We start from the raw sequence: 21,104 nt of genomic DNA on the forward strand, positions 1-21,104 counted from the left end.
GCTCGGCTCTAGCCCGCCCCCTGCCCGCTCACAAGCCCTGTTCAGCGCCGCACGATAACCTCGGCCCCCTGTTCCTCGGGTTCGTCATCCGTCATCTCGGCAGGAAATCCGGGGGCGGTGACGTCAAGGCCGGTGGCCTGTTCCAGCCGTTTGATGATGTTGGGCGACAGCTCGCGCGGGCCGAACCGCGCAATCCCGTCCTGAAAGATGTCAATCAGCAGCGGATTCAGTTCCAACGGTACACCGGCGCGGTCCGCCACCGACTGGAACAGGCCGATATCCTTGGCCACAAGGTCCATCGTGAACGAGATATCGCGGCTACCATTCAGGATCACCTGCCCTTCGGTTTCATGCACGAAAGAGGTGCCGGAACTGATCGCAATCGCCTCATATGCGGTGCCAAGGTCCATGCCCGCGCCCTTGGCCACGGTCAGCGCCTCGGCCACACTGACTAGGTTCGCGGTGGCGAGATAGTTGGTGATGACCTTGAGGACCGAGGCAGAGCCAAGATCGCCGGTGTGCAATACGCGCCGTCCCATCGTGGTCAGCAAGGGCAGGATACGTTCGAATGTCTCACGCGCGCAGCCCGCGAAGATGGCGATATTGCCCGTATCGGCGCGGTGGCATCCGCCCGACACCGGACAATCCACCGCCGCTCCGCCCGCCGCGATCACCTGCGTGCCAAGGCGTTTGACCTCGGCCTCATCGGTGGTCGACATCTCCATCCAGATTTTGCCCGCGCCCACATGGGGCAACATTTCCTCCATGACCGCAGCCGAGGCCGCAGGGCTCGGCAGGCAGGTGATGACCGCATCGCAGGTCTGCATCAGGTGTGCGGCACTCTGCCCCTCCGTCGCGCCTGCCGCGACCTTGGCAGCGACAAAGTCGGGGTTCAGATCGTGCACCGCCACGTCATGCCCGTTGCGGATCAGGCTGCCTGACAGTTTGCCGCCCACATTGCCCAGTCCGATAAATCCGATTTTCATTGCTGTCGTCCCCTTGCTTGTCAGGGACCAGCCAACGGCGCGACGGGCGACATGTCCGTCCTGTTTGCGACGCCTGTCAGGGCATTGGAGCGAAATTCTCGGCATAAAAGCGATACCAGTTGCCGCCCATGATGCCTGCGACCTCGGTCGCGTCCATGCCGGTGGCGCGCAGCCCGCTTTCGATGTTGCCGAAGTCGCGATTGTCGCGGAACCAGTCAGGCTGTGGCGGAAAACCCGGGGCAGCCGCCGATCCCTCGCCGTAGTCGATGTCCTTGCTCCAACGGCCCACGCGCATCCATTCCACGACGCTGTCGGGCTGGTCCTGACACAGGTCGGACCCGATCCCGATGCAGTCGGTGCCATAGCGCTCTGCCGTGCGGGCAATCGCATCGCAAAACGACTGCAACGTGCACGCCGACCCGTCCTTTAGGTGATGAGGATAAATCGAAAAGCCAAGCATTCCGCCCGCCTGCGTCACCGCCTTGATCACGTCGGGGCGTTTGTTGCGCAAAGCAGGGTGCCAGTCATGCGGGTTGGCATGGGTGATCGCGATGGGCCTTTCGGAGAGTTCCGCCGCCTCGATGGTGGACCGATCACCCGAATGGCTCATGTCGATGACCAGCCCGACGCGGTTCATCTCGCGGATGACCTGACGGCCCATGCGGGTGATGCCGGTATCGTCGTTTTCGTAACAGCCCGAGGCCAACAGCGACTGGTTGTTATAGGTCAGTTGCATGAACCGCGCGCCCAAAGTGTGCACGATTTCCACCAGCCCGATGTCATCCTCAATCGGGCTGGGGTTCTGGAAGCCAAAGAAAATCGCCGTTTTGCCTTCGGCCCGCGCTCGGTCGATATCGCTGGCCCACAGCCCCTTGGTGATCAGGTCGGGGTAGCGTTCGAACCAGCGGTTCCAACGCTCGAAGTTCAGGACCGTCTCGCGGAAATTTTCGTGATAAGCGATGGTCACATGCACCGCATCAACACCGCCCTCCCGCATCTGGCGGAACACTTTTTCCGACCAGTTACAGTATTGCAGGTTGTCGATGCGCATCACGTGTCCTTGTCTTCCGTGTTGAGGTTCAGCAGCGAGATCGCGCTTTTGCCCAGTTCGATGCCCGCAAAGGGGCCACCATGGCACAGGTTGGACGGATCGGTCGGGTCCAACGGTTCGGAATTGGCATAAATCTGTTCCGCGAACTGTTCGGCATTGTCCTGCGGGCGATACCCCAGATGGCGCGCACCCGAATTGTCGACAGGGGCGCGGTCATTGTCGGACACGCCGTAAACCACGGAAAAGCCGGTGACGGGCGTGTCGATGGCACGGGTCACCAACCGGACCAGATCGCCATAGCTGAGCCACGAGCCAACCGCGCGCGGGTTCGTCACCTCGGCGCAGGAATAGATGCGCATACAGACCGATTCCAGCCCGCGCTTTTCCCAGTACATGCGGCCCAGATCCTCGGCAAAGCACTTGGCCAGCCCGTAGAACGTGTCGGGGCGATGGGGCAAATCAACGCCGATGGCTTGGGTCTTGGGATACATGCCCAACGCATGGATGGACGAGGCATAGACCACGCGGCGCACCCCGTGCTTATACGCGGCCTCCCACACGTTATAGGCCCCGACAAAGTTCGGGCCGAGCATTTCCTCGAACGGGGCTTCGTCCACGATGGCGCCGAAATGGATCACCATATCCGCGCCTTCCAGCAGCGGGCCGATCTCGTCCATCAGGGCCAGATCGGCGCGAACATAGGTTTCGTTCGCGGCCAGATCGGGCAAAGCGTCAACGATATCCGTGCTGACCAGTTCATCGCACATCGCGGCCAGTGGCGCGCGCAGACGCGATCCCAGATTGCCTGCGGCCCCTGTCAGTACCAGTTTTTTCATACCACTCTCTCCTCGCGTTCTGTTCAGATGACGGCTTGTTCCAAAATGGCGCGGTTGTCCACGATACGGTCGTAATGGAACGGCGTCAGATCCAGCGTTTTGTAGTGCCCATAGGTCAGCCATTCGGCGGTGCCGCGACCCATGGCGGGCGATTGCTGCAACCCATGGCCCGAAAATCCGTTCAGGAAAATAAAGTTGCCGATCTGCGGATGCGGCCCCGTGATCGCGTTGTGATCCAACGTGTTCATCGCATAATGCCCCGCCCATTCTGACGTCACCTTGATCGCCTCGAACTGGGGAATGCGGTGGGCGATGACGGGCCAGATGTGATTTTCAAACAGGCCGTGATCCATGTCAAAATCGGTGGGATCGACCGCAGGATCATCAGCCGTATGGCCACCGCACTGATAGGTGCCCCCGCCCACCTCGCGCACATGCACGCCAGAGGGATCAATGGTCAGCGGCAGCGAGCGATCCAGCGGGGATTGCGCGGTAAACACCCACGTAAAGCGTTTGCGCGGCTCGACCGGCAGGACGATACCCGCCATCTGCGCGGTGCATGCGGCGCGCGGGCCGGTGGCGTTCACGAGTTGACCACAGGCGATCACCTCGCCACTCGCCAAGGTAACGCTGTCGATGCGCGTCCCATCGGCGTTTCGGTTGATCGCGACCACCTCGTTCTGGATATATTCGACGCCGCGTTCGCGGGATTGCCGCCGCCACCAGTCAAACACTGTAGCCCCGTCAAAATACCCTTCGTCCTGCGTGTTGATCGACCCTAGCACGATGTCATCGACATTGTAGAACGGATAGGTCGCGCGGATGTCATCAGGCCCCATCAGGCGGGTCGGCGTGCCCACTGCGTTCTGCACCTTGGCATTGGCGCGCAAGCTGTCCGCGAACTGTTCCGTATCGGCCAGATACATATAACCGAAGTTCTGGATGCCAAGGTTCGGCACACGCGCATCGCCCCCCATATGGGCGCGCATGTCCTTCACAAACTCGGCAGCGAACTGGCTGATCCGCACGTTCAGCGCAGTCGAAAACTGCTGGCGCATGCAGCTGTTGGTATGGCTGGTCGAACAGGCGTGATAGGTCATATCCCGCTCGATCACGAGGACGGAGCCCTTGAAATCGTCAAGGTCGCTCAGGAACCACGCAGTCGACGCGCCCATGATCGCGCCCCCGATGATCACGACGTCATAGGACGGTTTGGCGGGTGCGGTATTAGAAATGCTCATCGCGGTGTCCCAAGCATGCGTTTTGCGGCGGCGCGGTTGTGCCGCGTGAAACCATGGGACGAAAAAATCCGGCGCGCCAGAGCTTGTGCGACTGCGCCCCGCAAAAAACCGACGCGGCGCGTATCACCGCAGCAACGGGGGAAATTCCAGCCCGTCGATCCGCGCCATATAACTCTCGAAGAATTGTGAGAATGTCGCGACCAGCGGCGGTAATTGTTCGTAGGGCGGATAGTAAAGGGTTAGCCAAAGCGACGGCACATCCCAGTCCGGCAACACGCGCTCCACGCGCCCTTCGGCAATGCCCCGATTGACGATAAAGTCGGGCAGGATGACAAAGCCGCCACCCGAGAGGGCAAGCTCGTACAGGAAATCTCCATTGTTGGACATCACCGCCGATCCTGCACGCTGTGTACGCTTGGCCGATCCCTTGCGGAACTCCCAGATTTCAGGCGCATCCGTGGCGGTGTAGGACAGGCACAGCGCCGCATCCAGATCGCGGGGATCTTGCGGATGCCCGACACGGTCCAACAGCGACGACGCTGCCACGACGCTCAGCGGCACTTCGCAGATCTTACGCCAGATGGTCGACAGATCCTTGGGGGCCGAGGACACACGCACCGCCAGATCGCAGGTATCGGCCATGATATCGACCAGTGCGTCGGTCATTTTCACGTCTACCGTAATCGCGGGATAGGCCGCGCGAAACGCAACGATCAGGTCCGGCATCAGGCGCAGCCCCATGGATACAGGCGCGTTGATGGTAAGATGCCCCGCATCTGGCAGGCTGGCGCGGGTCAGCCCCGCAGTCACGTCGTCAAAATGCTGAACCACGGGGCGAAAACGGGCCGCCACCAACGCCCCGGCCGAGGTCAGCGATACCTGACGCGTGGTGCGCAGCAGCAATTGTTGGCCCAGCTCGGCCTCCAACGCGGCAACGATGCGCGTCACGGACGCGGGCGTCATACCCAAGGTCCGTGCCGCTGCCGCAAAGCTGCTAAGCTCTGCCACCTTGAGGAAGACGCGGATCGGCTTGAGATCTTGGATCATGTAGCGGCCCAATTGTTGCGTAATTCGCAATAGTAAATGAATTTTTATTTCTATTCCTGATAGCGATCAAGCCCCCTACCTTGGCCTCAACAATATAACGCTTCCCAAGGGGTCGATCATGATCAAGAACATCAAAGGTTTACACCACGTCACCTCGATGGCAGGCGATGCAAGCGAGAACAACGCGTTCTTTACGCAGACCCTCGGGCTGCGCCGCGTCAAGAAAACGGTGAATTTCGACGCCCCCGAGGTCTACCACCTGTATTACGGGGACGAAGTCGGCACGCCGGGATCGGTGATGACCTATTTCCCCTTTGCCAATATGCCACGCGGCCGACGCGGCGCGGGCGAAGTGGGCGAAACCGAATTTGCCGTACCGCAAGGCGCGCTCCCGTTCTGGCGTGACCGTCTGGCGACATTCGGCGTATCCGGCATGTCCGAAGACACATTTCTGGGCGAACAGCGCCTTGGCTTTGACGCGCCCGACGGCGACCGTTTCGCATTGGTGGAAAGCGCGCCACAGGGTCGCACGCCATGGACAGGCACGGATGTGCCGGAAGACGCGGGCATCCTCGGCTTTCGCGGGGCACGGTTCCGCGTGCGCGACGGGGCGGCGACGGGCGAATTGCTAGGCTTTATGGGTTATCAAAAGGGCGAGACCCAAGGCGACGTCACACGCTATGTCATCGAAGGGGGCAACGCGGCCGACACCATCGACATCGAGGAAATTCCAAGCGCGAAGGCTGCCGCCCAAGGGGCCGGATCGGTGCACCACATCGCCTTTGCTGTCGAAGACCGCGCTGCGCAACTTGAGGTGCGGCAGGCTTTGCTCGACACCGGCTATCAGGTGACGCCGGTCATCGACCGCGACTATTTCTGGGCGATCTATTTCCGCACGCCCTCTGGCATCCTGTTCGAGATCGCGACCAACGAACCCGGCTTTGATCGGGACGAGGATACCGCACATCTGGGCGAGGCGCTGAAACTGCCCACGCGCTATGAACCCCACCGCGCCCAGATCGAGGCGCAGTTGCCCACCTTGGCAAGCTGACCGGAGACGCACAGTTGAGCATGCAAAGCTATATCGCCCAGACCAACACCGGCACCAAAGGCGCGCCGTTGGTTTTTGCCTTTCACGGCACGGGCGGGGACGAACACCAGTTCTTTGACCTTTCCCGCCAGCTTGTGCCGGAGGCGCATGTGGTGTCCCCGCGCGGCGATGTGCTTGAGGGCGGGGCCGCACGCTTCTTTCGCCGCACGGGCGAAGGGGTCTATGACATGGATGATCTGGCGCGGGCGACGGAAAAGATGGCCGGTTTCATCGCCGCGCATAAAGAGGCGCAGGGAAACCCGCCCGTCTATGCGTTCGGCTACTCCAATGGTGCCAATATCCTCGCCTCGGTCGGGATGGCGCGTCCCAACCTGTTCGACCGCATCGCGCTGCTGCATCCGCTGATTCCTTGGCACCCCGAACCGGTGCCCGCGATGGCCAACCGCGCCGTTCTGATCAGCGCAGGACAAAGCGATCCGATCTGCCCGTGGCAAGAAAGCGCCCGCCTGATCAAATGGTTTGCAGATCAGGGCGCACGCGTCACGACCGAGGTCCACGCAGGCGGTCACGAGATACGAAACAGTGAAATCAATGCGTTGGCGCGCTTTCTCGGCTGACCCTGCGGCACCATCGCCCCGCGCCCGCCCGATGCGCGCCCTTTGACCCCCGCGAAACCTGTGACCGAACTGTCGCGGTAATGTCATTATTGGTTGTAACGAACGCTCCCATGCGCGTAGCTAGCGCTAACAGCGCCCATTTGGGCCGTTTTGCAGCTTAAGGAGTTCGGGCATGCGCGAGTGGTGGCGAGACGCAGTCATTTATCAAATCTATCCTCGGTCGTTTCAGGACGACAGCGGCAACGGGATCGGCGATTTGCCCGGTATCACGCGCCGTCTGGATCATGTCGCGTCGCTTGGCGTCGACGCCATCTGGTTGTCGCCGTTCTTTACGTCGCCGGACAAGGATATGGGCTATGACGTGTCCGACTATACGGGCGTAAACCCCCTGTTCGGCACGATTGAGGATTTCGATGCCCTCGTCGCACGGGCGCATGAACTGGGCCTGAAGGTCATCATTGATCAGGTACTGTCGCACACGTCGGACCAGCACCCGTGGTTCATCGAAAGCCGCCAGAACAAGACCAACCCCAAGGCCGACTGGTATGTCTGGGCCGATCCGAAAAAGGATGGCACGCCGCCCAACAACTGGCCGTCGGTCTTTGGCGGGTCTGCATGGATGTTCGATGCGCGTCGTCGCCAGTATTTCCTGCACAACTTCCTGACCTCGCAGCCCGACCTGAACTTCCACAATCCGGAAGTTGTAGACGCATTGCTTGAAGCGATGGAGTTCTGGCTGAAGCGCGGTGTGGATGGGTTCCGGCTGGATACCGTCAACTTCTATGTGCACGACAAGGAATTGCGCAACAATCCGAAGGCGAAATACAAAGACCTGCCCGGCCACCCCTATGGCTACCAGATCCACAAATACTCGAAATCGCAGCCTGAAAATATCGACGTGTTGCGCCGCCTGCGCGGGCTGATGGACAAATATGACGACCGCATGCTGATCGGGGAAGTCGGTGATGACGGCATCCGTCAGGTCGAGTTGATGGCCGAATACACGGCGGGCGATGACAAGCTGCACATGGCCTATTCCTTTGCCCTGCTCAGCCACGATCACACGCCCGAGCATTTCCGCCGCTGCATCGAAGGGTTCCTGACCAATGCGCCGGACGGCTGGCCCTGCTGGTCGCTGTCCAACCACGATGTGCAGCGCCACGTGACCCGCTGGGCGCCGACGCCGGAACTGGAAGACACGGTGGCGCGTCAGGCGATCAACATGCTGATCAGCTTTCCCGGTACGCTGGGCGTCTATCAGGGCGAAGAGCTTGGCCAGACCGAGACCGATATCGAGTTTCACGAACTGACCGACCTCGGCTACATCGACTTTTGGCCCGACAACAAAGGGCGCGACGGATGCCGCACGCCAATGGTGTGGGACGCAAGCGAACCCAACGCCGGATTCTCGACCGGCGAACCTTGGCTGCCGGTCAAGGCACCGCAGGCCGCACGCGCCGTGGCGGGGCAGGAAAAGGACAACGACTCGGTTCTGTCCGCCTATCGCGCCGCTTTTGCTTTCCGCAAAGCACGCCCCGAACTGACACTGGGCGACACCAGTTTCCCCAAGGTGCGCAAGCCGTTTCTGGCCGTCTGCCGCACGCATGAAGGCACCAGCCTGACCGGCGTGTTCAACCTGTCCGACAAGGCACAATCCGTCCGCGTGATCGACGGGGCCAGCATCGCAGGGGCCGCCAATGGCGAACTGGTCAAAGGCCGGTTGAAACTGCCCCCCTTCGGCTACGCCTATCTTGAGACGGGTGCCGTGGACACGCCGTTCGCCTGACTGTGAAACGATCAAGGATCGACAAAAGCTAACACAGGGCGCGATTTTTGATCTAGGCTGGATAGACCACATTGCGCTGCCCCCTCGCGGGGCGGCGCACCAAAAAGAAGAAAGACCGGACACCGCTATGGCAAAACATCCGACGCCTGAAACGGCGCTGCGCGCCGCCCCTTCTTCCGACGTGATCGCTGCGTTGCTGAACGGGCATCTTGCGAACCCTTTCCACTTTTTGGGTCTGCGCGAACATCCGGATGGTTTTGCCCTGAATGTCTTTGTTCCCGGTGCGGAATCTGTGACCTACATCACCGGCAAGGCGACAAAGACGCCACTGCACGCGGTGCCCGATGCGCCCGGTCTGTTTTGCACCCTGCTGAAAAAGGACCAGCCCTATCGGCTGACCGCGACGGCGGGGGACACGACGTGGACCTTCGAGGATCCCTACCGCTTTGGCCGCGTGCTGAGCGACGATGATCTCTATTTCTTTGGCGAAGGATCACTGCACCGCGTTTGGCAGACTCTGGGCGCGCATGTGATGACCATCGACGGGGCGGAAGGCGTGCATTTCGCGGTCTGGGCACCCAATGCCGACCGCGTTGCCGTTGTCGGGGATTTCAACGTCTGGGATGCGCGCCGCCATGGCATGCGCCGTCTGGGCGCGTCGGGCATCTGGGAAATCTTCATTCCGGGTGTGCAGGCGGGCGATGTCTATAAATACGCGATCCGCGATGGTCAGGGGCACAACCTGCCGCTCAAGGCGGACCCTGTCGGATTTGGTTCCGAACATCCGCCGAAAACCGGATCGGTGGTGCGCGACATCAAGGGCCATGACTGGGCAGACGCCAAGTGGATGGAAACCCGCGCGCAAAAGCACAATACCGATGTCCCGATCAGCATCTACGAAGTGAACCTTGCCAGTTGGAAGCGCGCGGAAGGCAACCGCCCCCTGTCATACGAAGAACTCGCTACCGATTTGGTCGATTATGCCGCCGACATGGGCTTTACCCATATCGAGTTAATGCCGATCACCGAACACCCGTTCGACGGGTCGTGGGGATACCAGCCCGTGGGCATGTACGCCCCCACCATACGGCACGGTACGCCTGATGAATTCCGCGCCCTCGTGACCGCCGCCCACAACAAGGGTTTGGGCGTATTGCTTGACTGGGTGCCCGCACACTTCCCGACGGATGAACACGGGCTGGCGCAATTCGACGGCACGCACCTTTACGAACATGCCGACCCGCGCGAAGGCTTCCATCAGGACTGGAACACGCTGATCTACAACTTCGGGCGGCGCGAGGTTGCAAATTTCATGCGCTCAAACGCGCTTTACTGGCTTGAGGAATATCACCTCGACGGTATCCGCGTCGATGCGGTCGCCTCGATGCTGTACCGCGACTATTCGCGCAAGGCGGACGAATGGGTGCCCAACGTACATGGCGGGCGCGAGAACCTCGAGGCGATTGCCTTCCTCCAAGGGGTCAACAGTTTCACCTATGGCGAGGCCGAGGGGATCATGACCGTGGCCGAGGAAAGCACCGCCTTTCCCGGCGTGTCGCGCCCCGTCTATCACGGCGGCCTGGGGTTCGGGTTCAAGTGGAATATGGGGTGGATGAACGACACCCTGCGCTACATGGAAGAAGACCCGATCAACCGCAAATACCACCATCACCTGATGACCTTCGGCATCCACTATGCGTTCTCGGAGAACTTCGTGCTGCCGATCAGCCATGACGAAGTGGTGCATGGCAAAGGATCAATGCTGGAAAAGATGCCCGGCAACGATTGGGAAAAATTCGCCAACCTGCGGGCCTATTACGGGTTCATGTGGTCCCATCCGGGCAAGAAGCTGTTGTTTATGGGACAGGAATTCGCCCAGCGCGACGAATGGAACCACAACCAAAGCCTTGATTGGCACTTGCTGGATGCACCCGCGCATTCGGGCGTGCAGACCTTGGTACGCGATCTCAACGCGCTGTATCGCGCCACCCCTGCCCTGCACGTGAACGATTGCCGCCCCTCGGGCTTTGGCTGGATCGACGGAGGGGATATGGAAAATTCCGTTTACGTTTACTTGCGTCAGGGCGGGCCGGATGATCCGCGCGTGGTTGTTATCCTGAATATGACACCGGTCGAGCGGCCCGATCACAGGGTCGGCCTGCCCGGAACCGGTTTCTGGCGCGAGGCGTTGAATACAGATGCGGTCGAATACGGCGGCGGTGGGCGTGGCAATCTGGGAGGAGTGCGCGCCGAGGATATCGAGTGGATGGGGCAGGCCCAATCTGCCAATGTCACACTGCCCCCCCTGTCGGCTGTCATCTTGATTGAAGGGGAGGACGACAAATGAAACCGACACCTAATCACAGGCTTTCCAACAGGGCGATGGCCTTTGTGCTTGCGGGCGGACGCGGCAGCCGACTGAAAGAGCTGACCGACAACCGCGCCAAGCCCGCAGTCTATTTCGGGGGCAAGACGCGCATCGTCGACTTTGCCCTGTCGAATGCGCTGAACTCGGGCATCCGGAAGATGGCGATTGCGACGCAATACAAGGCGCACAGCCTGATCCGCCATTGCCAGCGCGGGTGGGGGTTCTTGCGGGCCGAGCGGAACGAATACCTCGATATCCTGCCCGCCAGCCAGCGTACCGCCGAGGACAAGTGGTACCTTGGCACCGCGGATGCTGTGGCGCAAAACATCGACATCGTCGACAGCTATGATGTCGACTACATCGTCGTTCTGGCAGGCGATCACATCTACAAGATGGATTACGAGATCATGCTGCAACAGCATGTGGACACCAATGCCGACGTGACCATCGGGTGCCTGACGGTGCCGCGCAAAGATGCCACCGCCTTTGGTGTGATGCATTGCGACGCCAGTGACAGGATCACCGACTTCCTTGAAAAGCCCGCCGATCCCCCCGCCATTCCGGGTGATCCGGATCACGCGCTCGCCTCGATGGGGATTTATGTCTTCAAGTGGAGTTTCCTGCGCGAGTTGCTGATCGCAGATATGGAAGATGCAAATTCCAGCCACGATTTTGGCAACGACATCATCCCGCAGGTGGTCAAACAGGGCAAAGCACAAGCGCACCGCTTTTCGGACAGTTGCGTTCAGTCGGGTCTGGAAACCGAACCCTACTGGCGCGATGTGGGCACGATTGATGCGTTCTGGCAGGCCAATATCGACCTGACCAAATTCACGCCGCCGCTGGACCTTTATGACAACTCTTGGCCGATCTGGACCTATGCGGAAAGCGTGCCACCGGCCAAGTTCATCCATAACGAGGAAAAGCGGCGTGGGATGGCGGTGTCGTCCATGGTGTCGGGGGGCTGCATTATCTCAGGCTCTGACATCCGCGAGTCGCTGTTGTTCACAGGGGTGCACAGCCACTCGTTCTCCTCGCTCCATCAGGTGGTTGCCCTGCCATACGTGGACGTGGGTCGCGAGGCGCAACTGTCCCGATGTGTGATCGACCGTGGCGTGCAAATTCCCGACGGCCTTGTGGTGGGTGAAGACCCCGAAGAAGACGCCAAATGGTTCCGCGTATCCGAGGGCGGTGTGGTGCTGATCACCAAGTCCATGATCGACGCGCGCGCCGCAGCGATGGAGTAGTCCGATGCGTGCTGTTCTGTCCGTCACATCCGAATGCGTCCCCCTGATCAAAACAGGGGGGCTGGCGGATGTGGCTGGCGCGTTGCCCGCAGGGTTGGCAACGGCAGGTTGGCAGATGCGCACGCTTCTGCCCGCCTATCCCGGACTGATCGAAAAGGCGGGTGCGAAACAAACCGTCTATACTTTCGACGATCTGATGGGGGGGCCTGCGCGCATTCTGGCGGGCAAGGCTGCGGGGATCGAGGTGCTGTTGCTGGATGCACCACATCTTTATGACCGCAAGGGCGGCCCCTATGGCGACCCCACGGATTTTCCCGACAACCCCATGCGCTTTGCCGCGCTGTCCTATGCGGCGGCAGAGGTTGCGCGTCACGGGCTGACGGACGGCTGGCGGCCACAGGTGCTGCACGCCCATGACTGGCAGGCGGGGCTTGCGCCTACCTATCTCAAGCTCGGTGGACCGCATGACGTGGCCACGGTGATGACGGTGCACAACATCGCGTTTCAGGGTCTTGCCCCCGCCGCGATGCTGGGAGCGTTGGGTTTACCGATCTCGTCCTTTACCTCGGACGGTCTGGAATACTGGGGACAGATTAGCACCCTAAAGGCAGGTCTGGTTGATGCGGACGCCATCACCACAGTCAGCCCCACCTACGCAGCCGAGCTGATGCGACCCGAGTTCGGCATGGGGCTGGAAGGATTGATCGCGCATCGCGCCAAAGACCTCAGCGGTATCCTCAACGGGATCGACATGGATGTGTGGAACCCCGAAACCGACCCCGAGATAACGCCCTACTCCGCCAAATCGCTGGCGGGAAAGGCAAAGAACCGCAAGGCGCTGATGGCCGAATTCGGCCTGTCCAAGATCGACGGACCACTGGCCATCGTGGTCAGCCGCCTGACCTCGCAAAAGGGCATGGACCTGATCGCACAGACAGCGGGCGATTTCATCGCAGCGGGCGGCGGACTGGCCATTCTGGGCAGCGGCGATCCAGCGATTGAGGACCAGATGCGGCTGCTGGCGCGCAACTATCCGGCGCGGGTCGGTCTGCGCATCGGTTATGACGAGGCGCTATCGCACCGCATGTTCGGTGGCGGTGATGTGGTTCTGGTCCCGTCACGCTTTGAACCTTGCGGACTGACCCAGCTTTACGGGTTGCGCTATGGCACCGTTCCGGTCGTGGCCGCGACAGGCGGTCTGGCCGACAGCGTGATCCACGCCAACCAGATGGCGCAGGCTTCTAATGTGTCGACGGGCTTCCAGTTCCACCCGATTGACGCGCTCGCCTTTGGCCATTGTTTGCGCAACGTCACGACACTTTTTAAGGACAGATCGGACTGGACCCGCTTGCAAAAACGGGGGATGAAGCAATCTTTGGGGTGGGGGGCCTCGTCGGCGGCATATGCCGCGCTCTATGAAAGGCTTACTGCTTGAACGTCTCTGCACAGCATAACCTGCCCCGCGTTCTGAAAAACCATTCCCTGTCTGCGGGGCGTCCGTCACCCATTGGCGCGACCTTTGATGGCGAGGGCGTGAACTTTGCCGTGTTCTCTGAACATGCGGAACGGGTCGAACTGTGCATTTTTGACCATGATGGCTGGATCGAGATCGCGCGCATTCCGTTGATGGAACGTGACGGCGATGTCTGGCACATCCATATTGCGGGCCTTACCCCCGGTACCTGTTACGGCTACCGCGTGCACGGCCCCTATGACCCTGAAAACGGCCACCGCTTCAACCCCAACAAGCTGCTATTGGACCCCTATGCCAAGCGCATCATTGGCGATGTCACATGGAACGACGCGGTCATGGGCTACACGATCGGGGCCAAGGGTGCGGACCTGACCTTTGACCGTCGCGACAGCGCGTCCTATGTGCCGCGGTCCGTGGTTGTCGATCCGTCCTTTGAATGGGGCAAGGACGCGCCGCCCGAAATCAGCCCGTCCGAGACGCTGATCTATGAGGCCCATATCAAGGGCATGACAGCCGAGTTCCCCGGCTTGCGGCGCGCACAACGCGGACACTTCTTGGGCATGTCGAGCGAACCGGTGCTGGACCACCTCGTAAAACTGGGCGTTACCTCGGTGCAATTACTGCCGGTGCACGCTTTTTTGGACGACAAGTTCCTCGTCGACGCAAATCTGCGCAACTATTGGGGCTATCAGTCCATCGGCTTTTTCGCCCCTGAACCGCGTTATATGGATCAGGCCGGCATCTGGGAATTTCAGGCCATGGTGCGCCGCTTCCATGCCGCAGGCATCGAAGTCATCCTCGACGTCGTCTACAACCACTCGGGCGAGGGCAACCACCTTGGCCCCACCCTGTCCTTCCGCGGTCTGGACAACAAATCCTATTACCGCCTGCTCGAAGACGAACGTTATTACGTGAACGACACTGGTACGGGCAACACGCTGAATGTGCGCCACCCTATGGTGCTGCGCATGATCATGGATTCCCTGCGCTACTGGGTCGAGGTAATGCATGTGGACGGCTTCCGCTTTGATCTGGCCACAGTGCTGGGCCGCGAAACGGACGGGTTTAACCGCAACGGCGGGTTCCTCGATGCGTTGGGACAGGATCCGGTGCTCAACAAGGTCAAGCTGATTGCAGAGCCCTGGGACCTTGGACCTGGCGGCTATCAACTCGGCAACTGGCCGCATCCGTTCATGGAATATAACGACAAGTACCGCGACGGCATCCGCAAGTTCTGGCGCGGCGATGACGGGCTGACAGGCAAGCTAGGGCGCTGTCTGACCGGCAGTGCTGACACGTTCGACCATTCGGGCCGTGCGGCGACGTCTTCGATCAACTTCATCACCTGCCATGACGGCATGACGCTGCGCGACGTGGTCAGCTATAACGAAAAGAACAACCACGCCAACGGCGAGAACAACCGCGACGGCAAGAACGACAACTATTCCAACAATATGGGCGTCGAAGGGCCGACCGACGATGCGGACATCAACGCCGCCCGCGCCCAACGCCAACGCAACCTGCTGGCCACCGGTTTCCTGTCGCAAGGCACGCCTATGCTGCTGGCCGGTGACGAGATCGGCAACACGCAGAACGGCAACAACAACACGTTCAGTCAGGACAACCCGCTGGGGTGGGTCAACTGGGCGGATGCCGACGAAGAGTTGCTCGACTTTGTGCGCAGGCTGTCCCAACTGCGCCGAGACAACAAGGTGCTGCGCCAGACGCGGTTCCTGCATTCGCGCCCGCGTTCTAAGGATGGAAAGCCGGACGTATTCTGGCGGCTGCCCGATGGCAGTGCCCCGACCCGCGAACAGTGGGAAGACCCCAAGAACAAAACCATCGGCGTGGAACTGCGCACCTCGTCCACCACGCCTGCCTATGCGGCGTCGGACGATGTCATCTTCCTTGTGTTCAACAATGGCGGTGATACCGATTTTGTGCTGCCGCCTTGCGTTGCGGGCAAGACATGGGAACGTATCCTTGACACCGCCCGCCCCGAAGACGGGCCAATCTGCGTCGTGTCCGAGGCCGCGTCGGTCCACGCCAGTTCCATTGCCGTATTTACCCTGACCGCCATTACCTAAAAAGGATCCCCCTCTCATGACCAAAACGACGATCGCCACCGCCCCGATTGAGGGGCAAAAGCCCGGCACGTCAGGTTTGCGTAAAAAGACGCGCATCTTCATGGGGGAACACTATCTCGAGAATTTCGTGCAATCGATGTTCGACGGGATCGGCGGGGTCGAAGGCAAGACGCTGGTGATCGGCGGCGACGGACGGTTCCACAACGACACCGCGACCCAGACCATTCTGGCCATGGCCGCCGCCAACGGTGCCGCGCGCGCCATTGTCGGGCAGAACGCATTGCTGTCAACGCCAGCCGCATCGCACTTGATCCGCAGCCAGCAAACCGATGGCGGCGTGATCCTGTCGGCCAGCCACAATCCCGGCGGCATTGACGAGGACTTCGGCATCAAGTTCAACATGCCCAATGGCGGCCCTGCGCCCGAAGGTGTGACAAATGCCATTTTCGAACGCACCAAGACGGTAGACGCCTATCATATCTGGGAAAGCGATCCAGTGGATCTGTCGGCCATCGGCGTCACCACTTTGGGCGAGATGCAGGTGAACATCGTTGATCCGGTCGCCGCCTATGTCGACCTGATGCAAGGCCTGTTCGATTTCCCCGCCATCGCCAAGATGATCAAGGGCGGCTTGCGCCTGCGCTTTGATGCGATGTGTGCGATAACCGGCCCCTATGCGCGCGCGATCCTGCAAGACGCGCTTGGCGCGCCCGAGGGCACCGTGGCCCATGGTACCCCCCTACCCGACTTCGGCGGCATGCATCCCGACCCGAACCCCACATGGGCGCATGAGTTGATGGACGAGATGATGGGCGACGCCGCCCCCGATTTCGGCTGCGCCTCGGACGGGGATGGCGACCGCAACATGATTGTCGGCCCCAACTGCTATGTCAGCCCATCGGACAGTCTGGCCGTGATCGCTGCCAACGCGCATCTGGCACCGGGCTATTCCGAGGGACTGAAAGGCGTTGCTCGGTCAATGCCGACCTCTGCCGCTGTGGACCGCGTGGCCGAGGATCTGGGCATTGATTGCTATGAAACCCCCACCGGCTGGAAATTTTTCGGCAACCTGATGGATGACGGGCGCGTGTCGCTGTGTGGCGAAGAAAGCTTTGGCACCGGATCGGACCACGTGCGCGAAAAGGACGGCGTGTGGGCCGTTCTGATGTGGCTGAACATCATGGCGGCAACGGGCAAATCCGTGCCGCAGATCATGGCCGATCACTGGGGCCGCTTCGGGCGCAACTACTATTCCCGCCACGATTTCGAGGCGATCGAGACCGAAAAGGCCGACGCACTGATGGCCGAATTGCGCGGCGCCCTGAGCAGCCTCGCTGGACAGCAATTCGGCCCTCTGACCGTCAAACAGGCGGACGATTATGCCTATCTCGATCCGGTGGATGGCAGTCGTTCTGAACATCAAGGCGTGCGCGTCGTGTTCGAAGGGGGCGCGCGTTTCGTGGTGCGCCTGTCCGGCACGGGGACCAGCGGGGCGACCTTGCGCCTCTACCTTGAAAAAGTCGAAGCCACCAAACTGGACCTTGATCCGCAAGAGGCCCTGGCCGATGTCATCGCCGCTGCCGAAACCATCATCGGGATTGAACAGCACACGGGCCGCACCCAACCTGATGTGATCACCTGACATGGCCGTCCAGAAGCGCCCCGGCATCACGAACCAACAATTGTTCGACCTGCGCTGGCAGCGCGGTTTCAAGGATCTGATCGGCCCCCTGACCCGTCTGTTCGGGGCGCATCACGACCCCGAAGACCTTGCCGAGCGCATGCGCCAGTTGCTGCTACAGCACTGGAAAAAGCGCGACGCCTCGCTGCGCCGTCTTGATCTGGAACGCGACCTGAACCCAGACTGGTTCCTGTCCGAGGATATGGTCGGCTATATCTTCTACATCGACAAATTTGCCGGACGGCTGGCCAATGTGCCGGCGCATATCCCCTATTTGCAGGAACTGGGCGTCACCTATGTACACATGATGCCCTGCCTCAAACCGCGCGACGGGGCGAACGACGGCGGATATGCGGTGCAGAACTATCGCGAAATCAATCCCGCCCTCGGCACCATGGCCGAGTTCCAGAACACGACCCTGATGCTGCGTGCTGCGGGGATGAGCACCTGTATCGACATGGTGCTGAACCACACGGCCAAAGATCACGAATGGGCGCAAAAGGCGCGCGCGGGCGATCCGTTCTATCAGGCGTTCTATCGCATGTTCGACGACGACACGCTGCCCAAGCAATACGAACGCACCCTGACCGAAGTGTTCCCGGATCAGGCCCCCGGAAACTTTACCTACTACCCCGATATGGGCAAATGGGTCTGGACTACGTTCAACGAATACCAGTGGGATCTGAACTGGGAAAACCCCGAGGTTCTGCTGGCCGTGCTGGACACGATCATGTTCCTCGCCAACAAGGGGGTCGAGGTGTTCCGCCTTGATGCCGTTGCCTTTATGGCCAAGGAAATGGGCACGAACTGCCAGAACCTGCCTGCGGTGCACGATCTGCTGCAACTGATCACCCAAGCAACGCGCGTCGCGGCCCCTGCGGTGATCCACAAGGCCGAGGCCATCGTCGCCCCCGCCGATCTGGTCCCCTACCTTGGCACTGGCACCCATGCGGGCCGCGAAAGCCAGCTGGCCTATCACAACAGCCTGATGGTGCAGTACTGGTCCGCGCTTGCCTCGCAGGACACGCGGCTGATGACCTATGTGCTGCAACACCATTTCCCCGAATCAATGCGGCGGGCGTGTTTTGCCACCTATATCCGCTGCCATGACGATATCGGCTGGGCCATCACCGAAGACGATGTGAGCCAGATCCCCGACATGGACGCGCCCGCGCACCGCAACTATCTGGCCGATTTCTACAATGGCTCGTTTGAGGGCAGCTTTGCCCGTGGTGCCGACTTCCAATCCAACCCCGAAACCGGCGACCGGCGTACCAATGGCAGTTTTGCCAGCCTGACGGGCCTAGAAACCGCGTTGGAAAGCGGCGATGCAAAAGCGGTAGATATGGCGCTGGGCCGGATCGCGCTTGGATTTGCGCTGATGGCCTCCTTTGGCGGAATCCCGTTGATTTATATGGGGGACGAGCTGGGGCTGGTGAATGACCATTCCTATCTAAACGACCCCGCGCAGGCCGATGACGGGCGCTGGATGCAGCGGCCCCTGATGGATTGGACGCTTGCAGGCACGGTGGAGGGTGAAACACCCTCGGCCCGCCTGTTCCAGCGCGTCCGCCACATCATGCAGCGCCGCAAGGCCAGCCCGCAGCTTGCCTCTTACGCCCCGACGCGGGTTCTGGATGTCCCTGCCACGGGCCTATTCGCGTTCAAACGACTCGGGGATGCTGGCACGGTGACCTGCCTCGCCAATTTCACGCCTGACGAACGGACCGTAACACGCGCCGCGTTGGAGTTGGAAGGCATCGCCTCCATGCGCGATATCCTGTCAGAGCAGCCCGTAGATGCCTCTGGCAACACACTGACGGTAGCACCCTATCAAATGCTCTGGCTGGCCTGAATGTAGCACCTGAAGTGGCATTGCGGCGCTCGGGTCATTGCCCGTGCGGCCCTATCCAGACTGCCGCAGAAAATATCGTAAAATCATCGAGATAAGCCGTTCGAGTCGCCAATCCCCGTGCAACAGGATCAACTGCGACTGTAGCACCTGCTATTTGAGGGGATTTTGGCAAAAACCGCCCAAATCCGCAGATTCGCGCGCACAGGTCCCACAGGCGGTAACCGCCTGAAATCGTAACAATGTTTGGTAGTGGCGGACCGAGGAGGATTCGAACCCCCGACCCCCTGATTCGTAGTCAGGTACTCTATCCAGCTGAGCTATCGGTCCACTGGCGGCGGTCTAATCTCGCAGCGCAGGCTTTGCAAGGGCCTTCTTGCGCAAAAGTTCGACAAAATCAAATACCGTCGCCCTTAGGCAGCCGGATCGAGAAAACAGTGCCCTTGTCACCCGTGCGATCCAGTTCCAGCGCGCCGCCGTGGGCGCGGATCAGTTCAGAGGCGATAGCCAGCCCCAAACCCGTGCCGCCCTTGCGGGTGCCGCCCTGAAACGGGGTGAACAGATGTTCCTGCGCGCGCTTGGGCAATCCCGGTCCCGTGTCGGCCACTTCGATCCACCAATTGTCCTCGTCCTCATAGGCCGAGACGTTGATTTCACCGGGTTTGCCGCTGGCAACGATGGCCTGCCGCGCATTGCGCACCAGATTGGAGATCACGCGGAACAGTTGTTCAGAATCAGCGCGCAGCGTGAACAGGGGGGGAATGTCCTCGCTCAGCGACAGGTCATGGTCGCCCACAGCCAGCCGCTCACTGTCCAGCACGTCGGCAACCAGTTCATCCAGTGTCAGCACCGTCAGGGTTGGGCTCGGCTCTTCGGCCTTACCAAAGGCCAGCGTACTTTCGCACAAATGTACCGCGCGGGTGATGGAGCCGACGAGTTTCGGGGCCATGCGGCGCACCAACGGGTCTTCGGACCCTTCGATCCGGTCGGTGAACAGTTGCGCGGAGGTAAGGATATTACGCAAATCGTGGCTGATCTTGGACACGGCAGAGCCAAGCTGCGCCAACCGGTCCTTCTGGCGCAGGGCGGCGATCAGTTCGGTCTGCATCGCCTTCAGGGCCTCTTCGGCTTCGCGCAGTTCCGTCACACCCGCGTTAGGCGTGATAATGGAACGCGCATCCTCAGGCGCAGCGGCATAGCGTTGCATATGCCCCACAACCCCGCGGATCGGTTTCACGATGATGGCGCGCACCGCGATGAACAGCAAAAACGCTGTGAACACCGAAATGACGGCAGACAGCACGAGGATGCGGATGCCGTAATCGATCATCGCCATGCGCAACGGGGCCGATTCGATGGTAATCTCGATCAGCAGCCCCGCCTCGCGCACGGGCGCGCCGATCACGCGGATCATCTGATTTTCCGGTTCGGCCAGCCGCAGCATAGCATCGCGGATCAGCACCATGGGTGTGCCGTCACGCAGATCGAATGTCGCATCAATCGGACGCGGCATCGGTGTGGACAGCATAAGCTGGCGCACTTCGTCACGCCGAAGCACCACGTTGAACACGCCAGCATTTTCCAGCAACTCCGCCTCAAGCGCGCTGTCGATCATGTCGTCGGCCAACAGGACCAGCGACGCGATCTGAGCCCGCTCAAGCCGGTTCTGCAAATAATCCTCGCGGAACCGCGCGATGGACGGCACAAAGATCAGGATTTCGGCCAGCATCACAAAGACCGTCGTCAGGATCAGGAAGCGACCGGAGAGCGAATTCAACAT

General features: G+C 60.7%; 15 protein-coding genes and 1 tRNA gene. 9 read left to right on the plus strand and 7 right to left on the minus strand.

Features of this window, described 5'->3' with window-relative positions; translation table 11 throughout:
• Positions 1–41 precede the first annotated feature (41 nt).
• From AC6GQJ_RS07410 to AC6GQJ_RS07430, 5 genes are all read right to left on the minus strand, one after another.
• A complete protein-coding gene (locus AC6GQJ_RS07410; RefSeq protein WP_500773292.1) occupies positions 42–986 on the minus strand; it encodes an NAD(P)-dependent oxidoreductase in 945 nt (314 codons plus the stop codon).
• Between the two features lie 76 nt (positions 987–1,062).
• Entirely contained in the window at positions 1,063–2,037 is a 975-nt protein-coding gene (locus tag AC6GQJ_RS07415) for a membrane dipeptidase (RefSeq protein ID WP_500773294.1), read from the minus strand.
• Positions 2,037–2,873: an NAD-dependent epimerase/dehydratase family protein gene (locus tag AC6GQJ_RS07420; protein ID WP_500773296.1), complete on the minus strand. Its 837-nt coding sequence runs from the start codon at positions 2,871–2,873 to the stop codon at positions 2,037–2,039. Before AC6GQJ_RS07420 ends, AC6GQJ_RS07415 begins: the two co-directional genes overlap by 1 nt.
• 23 nt (positions 2,874–2,896) lie before the next feature.
• A complete protein-coding gene (locus tag AC6GQJ_RS07425) occupies positions 2,897–4,114 on the minus strand; it encodes an NAD(P)/FAD-dependent oxidoreductase (protein ID WP_500773298.1) in 1,218 nt (405 codons plus the stop codon).
• Positions 4,115–4,237: 123 nt separating this feature from the next.
• Positions 4,238–5,161 carry a LysR family transcriptional regulator gene (locus AC6GQJ_RS07430; RefSeq protein WP_500773300.1) on the minus strand — a complete coding sequence of 308 codons (924 nt, stop codon included), beginning with the start codon at positions 5,159–5,161 and terminating at the stop codon, positions 4,238–4,240.
• Between the two features lie 118 nt (positions 5,162–5,279).
• On the opposite strand from AC6GQJ_RS07430, the gene AC6GQJ_RS07435 reads away from it, so the two are divergent.
• The 9 genes from AC6GQJ_RS07435 (at position 5,280) to AC6GQJ_RS07475 (ending at position 19,327) form a co-directional block, all read left to right on the plus strand.
• The gene (locus AC6GQJ_RS07435; RefSeq protein ID WP_500773302.1) at positions 5,280–6,212 is read left to right on the plus strand and encodes a VOC family protein; all 933 of its coding nucleotides are present in this window, start codon (positions 5,280–5,282) and stop codon (positions 6,210–6,212) included.
• Positions 6,213–6,232: 20 nt separating this feature from the next.
• Positions 6,233–6,829 carry an alpha/beta hydrolase gene (locus AC6GQJ_RS07440; RefSeq protein ID WP_500773843.1) on the plus strand — a complete coding sequence of 199 codons (597 nt, stop codon included), beginning with the start codon at positions 6,233–6,235 and terminating at the stop codon, positions 6,827–6,829.
• A gap of 172 nt (positions 6,830–7,001) precedes the next feature.
• Entirely contained in the window at positions 7,002–8,615 is a 1,614-nt protein-coding gene (locus AC6GQJ_RS07445; protein ID WP_500773304.1) for an alpha-amylase family glycosyl hydrolase, read from the plus strand.
• A 127-nt stretch (positions 8,616–8,742) separates the two neighbouring features.
• Positions 8,743–10,962 (plus strand): 1,4-alpha-glucan branching protein GlgB, encoded by a 2,220-nt coding sequence (glgB, locus tag AC6GQJ_RS07450; RefSeq protein ID WP_500773306.1) that lies wholly within the window; start codon positions 8,743–8,745, stop codon positions 10,960–10,962.
• Positions 10,959–12,230, plus strand: coding sequence for a glucose-1-phosphate adenylyltransferase (gene glgC, locus AC6GQJ_RS07455; RefSeq protein ID WP_500773309.1), 1,272 nt, complete (start codon positions 10,959–10,961; stop codon positions 12,228–12,230). The genes glgB and glgC overlap by 4 nt, the downstream gene beginning before the upstream one ends.
• Positions 12,231–12,234: 4 nt before the next feature.
• A complete protein-coding gene (gene glgA, locus AC6GQJ_RS07460) occupies positions 12,235–13,665 on the plus strand; it encodes a glycogen synthase GlgA (RefSeq protein ID WP_500773311.1) in 1,431 nt (476 codons plus the stop codon).
• A complete protein-coding gene (glgX, locus tag AC6GQJ_RS07465; RefSeq protein WP_500773313.1) occupies positions 13,662–15,791 on the plus strand; it encodes a glycogen debranching protein GlgX in 2,130 nt (709 codons plus the stop codon). The genes glgA and glgX overlap by 4 nt, the downstream gene beginning before the upstream one ends.
• A 16-nt stretch (positions 15,792–15,807) precedes the next feature.
• Positions 15,808–17,433 (plus strand): alpha-D-glucose phosphate-specific phosphoglucomutase, encoded by a 1,626-nt coding sequence (locus AC6GQJ_RS07470; RefSeq protein ID WP_500773315.1) that lies wholly within the window; start codon positions 15,808–15,810, stop codon positions 17,431–17,433.
• 1 nt (position 17,434) lies between these two features.
• Complete coding sequence (locus AC6GQJ_RS07475) at positions 17,435–19,327, plus strand: amylosucrase (protein WP_500773317.1); 1,893 nt, start codon at positions 17,435–17,437, stop codon at positions 19,325–19,327.
• A 250-nt stretch (positions 19,328–19,577) separates the two neighbouring features.
• Here AC6GQJ_RS07475 and AC6GQJ_RS07480 read toward each other — a convergent pair.
• A tRNA-Arg gene (locus AC6GQJ_RS07480) sits at positions 19,578–19,654 on the minus strand.
• A gap of 67 nt (positions 19,655–19,721) precedes the next feature.
• Positions 19,722–21,104: a sensor histidine kinase gene (locus AC6GQJ_RS07485; protein WP_500773319.1), complete on the minus strand. Its 1,383-nt coding sequence runs from the start codon at positions 21,102–21,104 to the stop codon at positions 19,722–19,724.

This window comes from Tateyamaria sp. 7Alg 36, from assembly GCF_059882455.1.

Excerpts from the sequence above, each read along its gene's own strand:
- AC6GQJ_RS07410 (WP_500773292.1), bottom strand. The coding sequence starts at position 986 with ATGAAAATCGGATTTATCGGACTGGGCAATGTGGGCGGCAAACTGTCA.
- AC6GQJ_RS07415 (WP_500773294.1), bottom strand. The coding sequence starts at position 2,037 with ATGCGCATCGACAACCTGCAATACTGTAACTGGTCGGAAAAAGTGTTC.
- AC6GQJ_RS07420 (WP_500773296.1), bottom strand. The coding sequence starts at position 2,873 with ATGAAAAAACTGGTACTGACAGGGGCCGCAGGCAATCTGGGATCGCGT.
- AC6GQJ_RS07425 (WP_500773298.1), bottom strand. The coding sequence starts at position 4,114 with ATGAGCATTTCTAATACCGCACCCGCCAAACCGTCCTATGACGTCGTG.
- AC6GQJ_RS07430 (WP_500773300.1), bottom strand. The coding sequence starts at position 5,161 with ATGATCCAAGATCTCAAGCCGATCCGCGTCTTCCTCAAGGTGGCAGAG.
- AC6GQJ_RS07435 (WP_500773302.1), top strand. The coding sequence starts at position 5,280 with ATGATCAAGAACATCAAAGGTTTACACCACGTCACCTCGATGGCAGGC.
- AC6GQJ_RS07440 (WP_500773843.1), top strand. The coding sequence starts at position 6,233 with ATGCAAAGCTATATCGCCCAGACCAACACCGGCACCAAAGGCGCGCCG.
- AC6GQJ_RS07445 (WP_500773304.1), top strand. The coding sequence starts at position 7,002 with ATGCGCGAGTGGTGGCGAGACGCAGTCATTTATCAAATCTATCCTCGG.
- glgB (WP_500773306.1), top strand. The coding sequence starts at position 8,743 with ATGGCAAAACATCCGACGCCTGAAACGGCGCTGCGCGCCGCCCCTTCT.
- glgC (WP_500773309.1), top strand. The coding sequence starts at position 10,959 with ATGAAACCGACACCTAATCACAGGCTTTCCAACAGGGCGATGGCCTTT.
- glgA (WP_500773311.1), top strand. The coding sequence starts at position 12,235 with ATGCGTGCTGTTCTGTCCGTCACATCCGAATGCGTCCCCCTGATCAAA.
- AC6GQJ_RS07470 (WP_500773315.1), top strand. The coding sequence starts at position 15,808 with ATGACCAAAACGACGATCGCCACCGCCCCGATTGAGGGGCAAAAGCCC.
- AC6GQJ_RS07475 (WP_500773317.1), top strand. The coding sequence starts at position 17,435 with ATGGCCGTCCAGAAGCGCCCCGGCATCACGAACCAACAATTGTTCGAC.
- AC6GQJ_RS07485 (WP_500773319.1), bottom strand. The coding sequence starts at position 21,104 with ATGTTGAATTCGCTCTCCGGTCGCTTCCTGATCCTGACGACGGTCTTT.